At 68.8% G+C, this 11552-nt stretch carries 10 protein-coding genes; 6 read left to right on the forward strand and 4 right to left on the reverse strand.

Annotated features, from left to right (window positions below; all coding sequences use genetic code 11):
- Window positions 1-456: 456 nt before the first annotated feature.
- The 3 genes from AC5RWT_RS28970 to AC5RWT_RS28980 form a co-directional block, all read right to left on the reverse strand.
- The gene (locus AC5RWT_RS28970; RefSeq protein WP_494083210.1) at window positions 457-1362 is read right to left on the reverse strand and encodes an oxygenase MpaB family protein; all 906 of its coding nucleotides are present in this window, start codon (window positions 1360-1362) and stop codon (window positions 457-459) included.
- Window positions 1363-1596: 234 nt separating this feature from the next.
- On the reverse strand, window positions 1597-2628 hold the full coding sequence (locus tag AC5RWT_RS28975) for an isopenicillin N synthase family dioxygenase (RefSeq protein ID WP_494083211.1): 1032 nt from the start codon (window positions 2626-2628) through the stop codon (window positions 1597-1599).
- A 239-nt stretch (window positions 2629-2867) separates the two neighbouring features.
- A complete protein-coding gene (locus AC5RWT_RS28980; RefSeq protein WP_494083212.1) occupies window positions 2868-3779 on the reverse strand; it encodes a Cof-type HAD-IIB family hydrolase in 912 nt (303 codons plus the stop codon).
- A gap of 313 nt (window positions 3780-4092) precedes the next feature.
- Between AC5RWT_RS28980 and AC5RWT_RS28985 the strand changes: the two genes are divergently transcribed.
- From AC5RWT_RS28985 to AC5RWT_RS29005, 5 genes are all read left to right on the forward strand, one after another.
- Window positions 4093-4605 (forward strand): hypothetical protein, encoded by a 513-nt coding sequence (locus AC5RWT_RS28985; protein WP_494083213.1) that lies wholly within the window; start codon window positions 4093-4095, stop codon window positions 4603-4605.
- Entirely contained in the window at window positions 4598-6193 is a 1596-nt protein-coding gene (locus tag AC5RWT_RS28990; protein ID WP_494083214.1) for a multicopper oxidase domain-containing protein, read from the forward strand. Before AC5RWT_RS28985 ends, AC5RWT_RS28990 begins: the two co-directional genes overlap by 8 nt.
- Window positions 6190-7779 (forward strand): multicopper oxidase domain-containing protein, encoded by a 1590-nt coding sequence (locus tag AC5RWT_RS28995; protein ID WP_494083215.1) that lies wholly within the window; start codon window positions 6190-6192, stop codon window positions 7777-7779. Before AC5RWT_RS28990 ends, AC5RWT_RS28995 begins: the two co-directional genes overlap by 4 nt.
- Before the next feature lie 197 nt (window positions 7780-7976).
- Window positions 7977-8276 carry a type II toxin-antitoxin system VapB family antitoxin gene (locus AC5RWT_RS29000; protein ID WP_494083216.1) on the forward strand — a complete coding sequence of 100 codons (300 nt, stop codon included), beginning with the start codon at window positions 7977-7979 and terminating at the stop codon, window positions 8274-8276.
- On the forward strand, window positions 8269-8946 hold the full coding sequence (locus AC5RWT_RS29005) for a LytR C-terminal domain-containing protein (protein ID WP_494083217.1): 678 nt from the start codon (window positions 8269-8271) through the stop codon (window positions 8944-8946). The genes AC5RWT_RS29000 and AC5RWT_RS29005 overlap by 8 nt, the downstream gene beginning before the upstream one ends.
- Window positions 8947-9023: 77 nt before the next feature.
- Here the strand turns inward: AC5RWT_RS29005 and AC5RWT_RS29010 are convergent, their stop codons facing one another.
- On the reverse strand, window positions 9024-10214 hold the full coding sequence (locus AC5RWT_RS29010; RefSeq protein WP_494083218.1) for an MFS transporter: 1191 nt from the start codon (window positions 10212-10214) through the stop codon (window positions 9024-9026).
- A gap of 477 nt (window positions 10215-10691) precedes the next feature.
- Between AC5RWT_RS29010 and AC5RWT_RS29015 the strand changes: the two genes are divergently transcribed.
- The gene (locus AC5RWT_RS29015) at window positions 10692-11327 is read left to right on the forward strand and encodes a dihydrofolate reductase family protein (RefSeq protein ID WP_494083219.1); all 636 of its coding nucleotides are present in this window, start codon (window positions 10692-10694) and stop codon (window positions 11325-11327) included.
- The last annotated feature ends 225 nt before the right edge of the window (window positions 11328-11552 follow it).

Below are 11552 nucleotides of genomic sequence, written 5' to 3' on the forward strand. Positions count from 1 at the left end.
GGCCGGACCCCGCGCGGCCGCCCAGACTCCCGCGCCCCGGCGCCACGGCCCCCGCCCGCCCACCAGAACTGTCCATGTTCAGCAACAACTGTCCAGGTTTTGGCGGGGAAAGACGCTCTGACCTGCAGGTTTATAGGAGCAGCTTCCAAAACTTGGACAGCGCGGTGCCCAAAAGGCGGGACAGCCGGGACAGCCGGGACAGCCGGGACAGCCGGGATCGGGAAGCCGAGACCGGGGCGCCTAAACCTGGGGCCGTCCCGGCCCGGGACGCGGCCGGGCCGGCGAAGCTGCCCCACGCCGTCGCGGCCGCCCTTCCCTCCGTAACTTCCCAGGTATAGCCACAACTGCCCACGTTTCAGAGAACGAAAAGCCCCTGACCTGCGGGTTTGTTTTCAGCGGCCGCTCATACATGGGAAGTTGCAGCACGAGCACACCGGGCAGCCGCCCTCGCCGGCATCAGGTCCGCTGCCGGAGCCGGGCAAGGCGGCGGCGCGCGGCGGACTCGCTGGGGCCGGTCTTGCTCAGGCCCAGTCGGACGATGCCCAGGACGACCTTGGTTGCCGGCTTGATCAGGATCCGCAGCGGCAGCGGAGTGCTCGGCGGCAGCCCCAGCAGACGGCGATAGTCCTCGGGCAGGGTTTCGACGGCGGCAGCGAAGAGAACGCGGTAGCCCAGTCGTTGGGAGCGGGGCAGCGGCGGCCGGCGAACGAATTCGACCGTCTCCGCCATTGCGGGCGAGGCTGCGAGCTCCGGCCCAAAGTCGGCCAACTGGCTGCGCAGTTCCGCGTTGGTCCGGGGCGGATCCGACACGTGCATAAGTTCGCCGGCTTTTGCCCACTCGGCCACGTAGCGGTCCGGACCCCCCGGCAGCTTTCGGCCGTAGGCGAGGTGGGCGGTGACGAAGGCGTCTGTGAAGGTCAGGTGCACCCAGCGCAGCAGATGGGGATCGTTGGCAAAGTACGGTTGCTGCGCGCCGGCGGAGTCGGTGTAGGTTCCGCGGACGCGTTCATGCAGGCGCAGCACCAGGTCGCAGGCAGAGCGCGCCGCTGCGGTGTCGCCGTAAGTGACGGTGAAGATCCACCGGATGGTGTTGGCCAGCCGGCCCAGCGGATCCTGGCGGTAGGCAGAGAAGTCGTGGACGCCGGCCAGGGCTCCAGGGTGCAGCGTCTGGGTGAGCAGGGAACGGATGCCCGCAACCAGCGTCGGCATGGAGCCATGGACCGCCCAGACCGCCGAATCGGGCGCGAAGTAGCCGGCGTCGTCGCCGTTCTCCAAGTCCAGTTCCCACTGCGGGACCGTGTCGCTTTGACCGGAAAACGTGCCCCGCAGTTCATCGCGCCAGCGGATCAGGATGTTGCCCACACAGTCATTATGGGCGAGCAAGGGCGGGAGCGCACCGGGGGCGGGCGGGGGGCGGGAACGCACCGGGGGCGGGCAGGGGCGGCAGCGTACCGGGGGCGGCAGCGCACCGGGGGCGGGCAGGGGCGGCAGCGCACCGGGGGCAAGCAGAGCCCGGAGCAAAGAAAAGTTGGGTGCGAACGGATGTCGCACCCAACTTTGTCGGAGCCAGCCCGGAGGCCCGGAGAGGCTGGGGGCTTACTTCTTGACCAGCAGCTCCGGGTAGAACTTTTCGGTCACGTCGGGGTGGGCGCGCAGCCGGCCCTTGAGCATGTTGGCGCCGAAGCTGGAGAGCATCGGGTTGGTCGGGTCGTCGGTGCGTCCGCGGGACTCGGCCTTGAGGTCGTCCGGCAGCGGGACCGGGTCGATCACGGCATCCAGGCGCGGCGACCAGAAGAACGGCACCGAGTAGCGGTCCACGCCGGGCGGCGGAGCCTGCACGCGGTGAATGGTGGCGGTGATGTAGCCGTCGGTAGCGACCTCGAGCATTTCGCCGAGGTTGACCACCAGGGCGCCCTCGATCGGTTCGACCGGCAGCCACTCGTCGGATTCCGGCGGCCGAACCTCCAGCCCACCGACCATGTCCTGCAGCAGCAGGGTCACGAAGCCGTAGTCGGCGTGCACACCCACGCCCTGGTCTCCTGCTTCCTCGACGACGCCGCCCACATAGTGCACCAGCTTGCCCATCCAGTGCGGCGTGTCGGCGAACGGCTCGTCAAAGTAGTCCTCCGGCAGGCCCAGTCCGACGCCGATGGCCGCGAGCAGGTCGTGGCCCACCGTGGACATCAGCTCGGCCCAGGCCATGGCCTTCTCGCGAAGGTCGGGCTGCACGGCGTCGGGCCACTGGTTGGGGCCGCGCAGCAGCCAGTACTTCTGGTCCTCGGGGTAGTCGGCCACCGGCTCGCTTTCGGGCGAGTAGTCCAGTTGCTCGCGGGCGTCGGCCCGTCCCTGGGTCCGCTCGGTGCCCATCCGGGTGTAACCGCGGAAGTGCGGGGAGTTCCGGTTGTCCAGCTTGAGCCGTTCCTCCAGCGGCAGCTCAAAGAAGCGCTTGATGGCGTCGAAGAGCTCTGCCACCTGCCCGTCGGCGGCGCCATAGCCGGTGATCTGGAAGAAGCCGACGCGGTGCGCGGCGTCGCGCAGCTGGTCGATGAAGTCCGGGTTGAAGCTGCCGTCCGCAAGGCGGGCGGTGCTCATGTCGAGTACTGGAATGCTCCCCTGAAGTGCGTTCATGGTTGGCAGACTAGCACCGGGTCCGGTGTCAATTATGACGCACGTTACGAATTGCGGCGGCGGCAGAGATTCGCTTGACGTATACGGAATCCGGCGTGGAATGCGCCCCGTGTTGCGCCGTGTTACGGCACGACGGCGGCCCGACGGCGGCTCGCGGACGGTCCGACGACGGCATGACGGCGGCATGACTGCGGCACGCGGCTGGTCCGACGGCGGCACGCGGCCGGCCGGCGAAGCCCCTAGAGCGTCTGGGCGATCGCTGCCCAGGTCCGCAGGAACGCCGCGCCGGCTTCCTCGTGCACGGCGTGCGGAAAGCCCAGGTGCGCCGCGGTCAGCACCGGGTACGGCTTCTCCGGCACCCCATCCGCCGGCCGCACGTCCACGTGCAGCACCGCGTGTCCCGCATGGTGGAGCAGATCGGACATCGCATAATCAGTGCGCGAGTCGCCCATGGTCCGCCACGCGTGCGGGACCACGCCGTCCGCGGCCAGCATTTCGAGCGCCCGCTGCGCACCCAGGTCCTTGCCCAGCTGCACCGATTCGATGTCGGTGGCGATGATATTGGGGTCCACCCGGTAGTCGATCTGGTCGTCGCTGTCCGGCAGGTGCTGGTCCAGCCGACTGGCACCCATGCCGAACCTGTTCATCAGAGCCAGCACCTCGGCGTCGAACTTTTCCTGCACCTGGCGGTACTCCCGGTTTTCCGTCCCCACCACCTGCTCCACGGAGACCATGGCACGCTTGGTTTCGTCGAAGAACATCTGGCTGGCGTAGCCGGAGCTGACCAGCTTGCGCACCTCGGCGGCGAACTCCTGCGGCGGTGCCAAGGCGTGGTCCACGTGGATGGTGCCGGGGCCGTCCGCGGTGAAACTAAACCAGACGGCGCCCTTTTCGCAGACCGCATAGCAGCGGACCCCGGGCGGCATCCCGGCAGCCAGCATGGGCTCCATCACCTGCTCGCGGATGAAGTGGTCCGAGCGCCCGGTGTTGAACACGATCGGCCAGCCCCGTTTCGCCATCACCAGCAGCGAGTGGATGATTTCCGGCGGCACCGTGCGGGTCACCGGTGAGGAAACCGGGCCGTCTACGTCCAGCAGCAGGCCGATGGGCGGCTGGTCGGGGCGGGAAGGGGACCCGGCTGTGAGGCTCATGATCCCAGTATGACCGGGCGGCCTGACGGTTTGCACCCCACCAGCTTTTCCCAAGCCCGCGCGGCCAGGATGAGTGCTAGAGGTATGGGGGATTGGAAGCGGTAAAGCAATGACGACGCACTATGGGGATAGCGCGGTCGTGCCGGGGCGGGAGGGCAGCGCGAGCCTGCCATTCGGTCTGTCGCGCCGTGTTTTTGGAGTTCTGGTTGGCGCCGGCGTCGCGGGCGCGGCGGGCGGCGCAGGTTTGCTCACGGCCAGCCACCAGCGGGCGGGCGGGCTCAGCCCGGGAAGCGTGCCAACGTCCTTTGGGAGCGTGCGGCTGGTATCCGCGGAGCGCCAGCATCGGTTGGCGTACGACGGCGGTGTTCCCGCCACAGGCACGGAATCCTCCGCTGCGGCGGGGTCGGCAGCTGCCGGCGCTGTATCGGGTGCCGGCCCCGCCCACGGGGGAGCCGGGCACGCTGGCCACGGCCCAAGCGTGGCGACGGCGCCGCAACCGGCGAACATGACCTGGGGCGACCACCTGCTGCTGGAGCTCGAAGTGCGGAATGCCACCGAGGGCGAGGTGCTGTTCGCGCCGGGTCAGCTGCGGCTGAGAGTGACCGAAGACGGTCCGACGGTCACCAACCGGGACTCGGGGGACGCCGTGGCGCTGGTGCCTTGGAGTGCCGAACGCTTCTGGATCAGTTTCCTGGTGCCCGCGGACGCCCAGAGCTTTTCCGCTGAGTTCACCGATCCGTGGCTGCACGCGGCACCGTTGCAGCTTGAACTGCCGCGGGTGGCTCTCAGGCCCGGCTGGCTGAACGAGGGTGGCCATCATGACTGAGCACGTGCCGGAGCCGGACCGCGGCGCCCCGGATCAGACCGAAGCAGCCGGCGCGGAGTCCAGCGTCCGCAAGGAAACGCCGGAGACGTCCAGCGTCGGGCGCTGGGATTTTCTGAAGTACGGGGCAGCAGCCGGACTCGGCGCGCTGACCCTCGCCGGGCTTGGCCGCGCCGGGGCGCCGGCAGCGTCGGCGGGGCGGGCAGCGTCGGCGGCGTCGGCCGCGCCGGCATCGACGGCGGGGCTGGGGAGCCCCTCGCAACCAGCCGCTTCCCCGGCCCGGATGGCCGGTGCGCCCCAGGCCAGCGGCGCCCACGCCGGCGTTGCCACTGGCACCACCCGCTCCGCCGTCGTGCCCGTCCCCGGCGTGCTGGACGTGTACATCAACGAGGGCTACCTGAAGATGGTGGACGACTCGCTGGTCTACCACCGCGGTTTCGGCGACCGGCCCACCGGCCTGCGGGACGCTTCGCCCAGCTTGGCCATGGCGCCCAAGGTGTTCACCGCCGACGGCCGGTTGATGGAGTCGCGGAGCTATCCGCTGGGGGCGGCGCTGCCGCCGCGCGGCACCCCGCAGCCGTACGGCCCGGACCCGGCCAACCCCGGACAGTACTTCATCCGCCGCAACCACTGGGCCAGCTACTTCCCTTCGCGCACCATCATCGCCGAGGTCGGCTCGACGCTGCGCTTCCGGGTGCACAATCGGCTGGCAAAGGTCCATGAGTTTGTGCTGCACGACGTCGGACCAGACCACGCGGACGCCCGGACCGGTCCGATTGCGCCGGGCGGGAGTGCACTGCTGGAGCTGCCCTGCCCGCCGGCCGGCTCGTACATCTATACCGATCCGACCAACGCGCCGGTGGAGCGGACGCTCGGGCTCTTCGGCGCTCTGGTGGTGATGGATTCCGGGCACCAGTGGGACATCACGCCCGGCCGCGCCACCTTCGAGCGGCAGTGGGTCTGGATCTGCCACGCGGTGGAGTCGAACTGGGCCGCGATCGAGGCCGCCGGCGGGAGCGTTGATCCGCGGAAAACCAAGGCCGTACCGCGGTACTTCACACTCAACGGGCGCAGCGGCTACGAGTCCCTGGCGATGACGCGCAACGACGCCCTGAATCTGGCCAGCGATGAAGAAACCCTCGTCTCCGGCTATCCACGGCAGCTGGACGTGCGGCAATTCGGCGAAGGCAGCACCGCGGGCACCCTCCGCGGCGGGCAGCTGGTGCGGCTGATCAACCCCGGGATCGTCAACCACCAGATCCACTTCCACGGGAACCACCTGTGGACGGTGCGGCGGAACAACTATCACTGGCCGCGGAACGAAGGGTACGTGGACCAGCAGGGCCACGTGGTGCTGCAGCAGTGGGAGGACGTGGTGGAGCTGCCGCCGATGGACCGCAAGGACTGCATCATTCCGGTGAAGCGGCCCCCGGATGCCCTGGACGCGGTCTGGTACGCCCGGACCACTGACTGGGAGTACCCGATGCACTGCCACGCGGAGCCCTCGCAGACTGCCGCCGGCGGTATGTATCCGGGCGGACTCGTGGCGCACTGGAACCTGAAGGCACCAATTCCCCGGGAGGGAGCATGAGCAACGTGACGGTGCCGCTGCGGCGGGACACCGGCGGGAAGAAGACCACGAAGGAGACCGAGCGCGAGGCCGAGCAGGCGCGCAAGCGGGAGGCCGATCGGCAGCAGCGGGAGTCGGCAGAGCGCAAGAGAAAAGAAGCGGAGGCCCGCAAGCGCACGGAGGAAGCCCAGAAGAAGAAGGAGGCGGAGGCCCGCAAGAAGAAGGACGACGACGACCGAAAACGCCGCGAGAAGGACCGCGGCAAGCCCACCCCGGCGCCGCCGCAGCGACCGACGCCGGCCCCGACGCAACGACCGACGCCGGCACCGACATCAAGGCCGACGGTCTCACCCACGGCGGAGCCCACAGCCGGTCCCACGCACCAGCCGGCGCCCGAACCAACGGGAGCACCGACGTCGTCCCCTTCCGGGGAACCCAGCCAGGAACCAACGGGCGGGCCAACCCGGCAGCCGACGCAAAGCCCCCGGCCGGGCGACGACGACCGCCCGCGCCACCGCTTCCGCAGCCAGGTGGATTTCAGCTCCGATCAGCTGGACCTGGACCGGCCGGTCACCGAGTTCCGGCAAACGCCGCACTCGTCCATCTTCCTGGGGGTTTTCAACCGGGACCTGCGGTTCGACGACGGCGCGCAGTTCGAGATGTGGAGCTTTGACTCGCGGGAATCCGGCCGCGGTTTCCCCGGGCCGCTGATCCGCCCGCTGGAAGGGCAGGTCTTCCACGCCACCGTGCATCCGTCGATGGGGCCGCACACCATCCACTGGCACGGGCTGGAACCCGACCCGCGCAACGACGGCGTCGGCCACACGTCGTTCGAGATCGGCGGTACCTATACGTACCAGTGGGCGCCGGAACCCGGCCGGCCCGGGGACCCCAACTTCGGTGCCGCCGGGACCTACTTTTACCACTGCCACGTCAACACGGTGCTGCATGCGCAGATGGGGATGTTCGGCCCGGTGATCGTGGATCCGGTGGTCCATCCGGACTATCCGGTGGCTCCGGGGGCACGGCGTGCGTTCGTGGACGGGCCGGAGTATGACATCGACACCGAATCCATCCTGATCCCGTACTCGCTGGATCCCCGGTGGCACCAGATGCACCACGCCGCCGGGCTGTCCGGAGAGGACGTGGGGCTGAACCGGTTCGAGCCCAAGCACTTCTACCTGATGGGCGGCGAAATCGTCCGCCGCCGGTCCGGCGACAACCGTGTCTGGAGCCTGTCGGCGCTGCGGGCCAACGTCGCCGGGGGCCCGAAGAAGCCAACGCTGCTGCGCATCCTGAACGCCAACTACCTGCCCAACCGCATGCACTTCACGACGGTGGACGGCGAACCGGTGCGGATGGCCGAACTGATCGCCCACGACGGCCGGCCGTACCGCGACACCTCCGTACCGGGTGCGCCTTCTCCCACCTGCCGGGAGGCCGGATATCCGCTCATGACCAGCGTGCTGGCGTTCGGCGCCGCCGAGCGGTACGACGTGATGCTGCATCCGCCGGAACGAGGGGAGTACCGGCTGCGGGTCGAGTGGGAGGACTGGATCACCGGCGAGATCCGGGGCGTCCGCGAAGTGCCGATCACGGCAATGTGAGGGACTTTGCACGGGCCACAGAGGGGGCCCGCCGCGGGCCCCACGAGCGAGGTATCGAAGCCAAACTCTTACTCGCGGCCGGCTCGGCGCCCACATCGCACCCCTCCACCGGCCCGGAACAGTAACCTTTTGGCTACGGTCTGCGGCACGCTGCCGGATGCGTTTCCTTCACGCGCGGACTTCCTTAGGCTGGGTTGGTGATCTTCAAATCCGTGGGCGATAACCGTCCCTATCCCGAGCATGGCCACGTCAGCCCCAAAGACTGGGCCGAGGTGCCGCCGCGCCAAGTGCGCCTGGACGAGCTGATCACCACCAAGTCCACCCTGAACCTGGACGCCCTGCTGGCCGAGGACTCCACGTTCTTCGGCGACCTGTTCCCGCACGTGGTGCAGTGGCAGGGAAACCTTTATCTGGAAGACGGGCTGCACCGCGCGGTCCGCACGGCGCTTCACCAGCGGGCCGTGCTGCATGCCCGGGTGCTGGTGGTCGATGACTGAACCCGGCATTCCACCGCCACCCCAACGCAAGCCCGCGCAGCCACCGCGCTGGCAGGGCAGCCGCGTCATTACCGAAGACGACTTGGACCAGGTTTTCGAAGACGACGGCAATGTGGAGAAGCCGCACATTTACCATCGGCGGATCCTGCACGGAGTGGTGTTGGTCCTGCTGGTCGGTTTGTTGATCGCCGCGGTGCTCACGGCCCTGGCCGTTGCACGCGGCGACCTGAAGGTCCCCGGCTGGGGTCCGCCGGCGCCGGCGGAACCGGTCACCTGCCCCGCCGGCACCTATGACTACCCGGATAACGGATCGTTCCGGGTCAACGTCTACAACGGCACCCAACTGGAGGGGCTGGGCAGCAAGGTAGCTTCCGCGCTGGCCGACCGCGGGTACGACATCGGCGCCGTCGGCAACAAAACCTTGAGCTTTCACGGGATGAGCGCCGTCGTCGTTTCCGGCAAGGCCGGCGAAGCCAACGCCTTCAACCTGCAGCGGAACATCCCGGACACCGAGTACGTGGCCGATAACCGCGACGACGCGAGCGTGGACGTGGTGGTGGGCACCGGCTATAAGGAACTGGTGCCGGCCAAGCTGGTGGACCAGACGCCGGGCACGCTCAGCTGCCCGAGGCTCTCACCCACGCCCAGCGATTCCGCCGCGCAGAAATAACGCTCCACAGAAATAACGCTCCACAGCACGACGGCGGTGCCTGGCAGGGGTGGCCCACCCACCGGCTTCGATGGCTGCTACGCGCCGACGGCGGGAGCGCCGCCCCTCCGGCGGCCGTGCGCGACGAAGTACAGCAGCGTGGCCAGCGCCATCACCCCGGCCAGCATGGCGTACATGCCCGGGTAGCCGAGCACCGGAATCAGCATGCCCAGGACAATGGGACTGATGCCGGAACCGACGTCGAGCATGAGGAAGAAAGTGGACGTCGCGGTGCCGATGCGCATGGCCGGTGACACTTTGACCGCAATGGCCTGTGCCCCGGACATCACCGTGCCGAAGCCGATGCCGCAGAGGATGGCCGAGCCCGTGATGGTCAGGGCGGTCGGCTCCGGGATCAACAGCAGCAGGCCCAGCACGAAGGAAATCAGCGTGGGGTACATGACGCTGTTGTCGCCGCGGCGGTCCTGGATCCGGCCGGCAAACAGCCGCGAGACCAGCACGGCGCCGGCGTAGACCAGGAAGAAGATGCTTGCAGCGCCGGTGGAGCCGCTGGATTCGGCGTAGGAGGTCAAAAAGGTCAGGATGCCGGAGTAGGAGGCTCCGGCCAGCAGGATGATGCAGGAGATCGGCAGAGCCGCCGTCTCAAAAATATCACTCAAGCTCATCCGGAACCTGCCGGACCGCTTCGCCGCCGGCGCCTCCGGAACCCGCAGGAACAGGGCCACGACCAGGGCCGCCACGGAGGCTGCAGCGCAGAAGTAGAACATGGCGTCGTAATTGCCCAGCCCCGCCAGCAGCACGCCCACAAAGGGGCCCGCCGCCGTGGAAAGCGTGGTGGACAGGCCGAAGTACCCGGTTCCTTCGCCGCGCCGGGTGTGGGGGATCAGGGTCTGGGCGGAAGCCGCCACCGCGGTAGTGCCCGCACCGAAGGCCATGCCGTGCACCGTCCGGAGCACCAGCAGCCAGCCCAGTGAACCGGTGGGAATGTAGAGGAGCGAGGCGGCCACGAAGACCCCCATGGTCACCGAGATCATCTTCCGGCGGCCGACGACGTCCAGCAGGCGGCCGGCGAAGATGCGTGCGATGACCGAACCGAGCACGAACGCGCTGGACGCGAATCCGGCAGCGGTGTCGGAGGCCTGGAACCGGGCCACGGCGTAGAGCGCCATGGTGGTCATCAGCATGTAGAAGACCAGGGAAATGAACAGGTTGACGACGATCGCCAGAATAAAGTTCCTGGTCCAGAGCTTCGCCGGTTGCTGGTCCATCCCGCTATCAGTCCTCTCCAAAAAATCAGGGCCGGAACGTCGGTCGGCCGTACCTGCACCTGAACGCGCGGAAGGAACCGCGTTTGTGCAGCAGGGTGCTCCGCCGCCGTCACTCGGGGGACAGCGGGCGCCACAGGGGAAGCGGACCATCGCGGGGCAGCAGTGCGCCGTCAGGCGATCAAGAAGGGTCCGTGGCAAAAGTCCTCAACGACGAGGTGCCAAGCGTTCTCAGCTTAGCGGATGCCTGCGCCCCGCCCGGCGTGAGCGCGCGCCCGGCGGAGCCGGCGAACGTCGAGCCGCCCCCGAGCCGCACCCGCCCGCGGAGTCCCCTTCACCACCCCGATGCTCCGGGCATAGCATGTCGGCACGGCGTCGACGGCGCGCCTCGACCCGAGCGCGGTGGCGGTCCCGTAGTGCCGAATGGCGCGCCCGAGCCCAGCCCCAGCCGCCACCATCGATCAACCCGAGGAGAACGCGATGGCCGAGACAACTGCACAGACGCCGCCGGCGGACCTGATGGTCGATTTGATCATCTCGCTCGACGGGTACGCTTCCGCCGAGGGCTGGCCCGGCTGGTGGGGTTTGCAAGCGCCGGAGTATCTGGCCTGGCTCGGGCAGGAGGCGGAGAAGGGCTACACCCTCCTCCTGGGGGCGAACACCTACCGGTTGATGTCCGGCATGTCGGAAGAGGCTGCGGCCGGGGGTTCGGAGTTCTCCGAAGATGAGAGGGCCAGCCTGACCGGTTTGGCGGCCGTGCCCAAGGTCGTCTTTTCCTCCACGCTGCAGGCGCCGCTCGACTGGCCGAACTCCGAACTGGTCGCCGGGGACGCCGTCGAGGCGGTGTCGAAGATGAAGCGGAGCGGGACCGGGCCTTTGAGCACCCTGGGCAGCCTCAGCCTGTGCCGGTCGCTGCTGACCGCGGGCCTGGTGGATCGGTTCCGGCTGGTCGTCTTCCCGGTCATCACCGGCGCCACCGGACGGGAACGGATCTACGACGGCTACCCCGACGTCGCGCTGGAGATGGTGGAGAGCAGGACTTTCGACGGCCGGCTGCAGTTGCTCGAGTACGTCCCCACCGTGCTGGACGGTCCGCCCGGCGCCGGCCGGGCCTGAACCGGTGGCAGCCGCCCGCTCTGGACAAAGAAAACCGGCAGGCCGCGCTGAGAAGCGGCCTGCCGGTTCCGGTCGGTCAGGTTAGTTGCAGCCGTCCGGGCCGCACACCGCGCCGTCGGCCGACGCCGGCTGCGGCAGCACAGTCAGCGGGTTGCGCTCGTTCCACGCCTGCCGGATGGCCTGCGCGAACGCCTCGGCCGGCTGCGCCCCGGAGATCCCGTACTT

Source organism: Arthrobacter sp. Dra40, assembly GCF_059091905.1.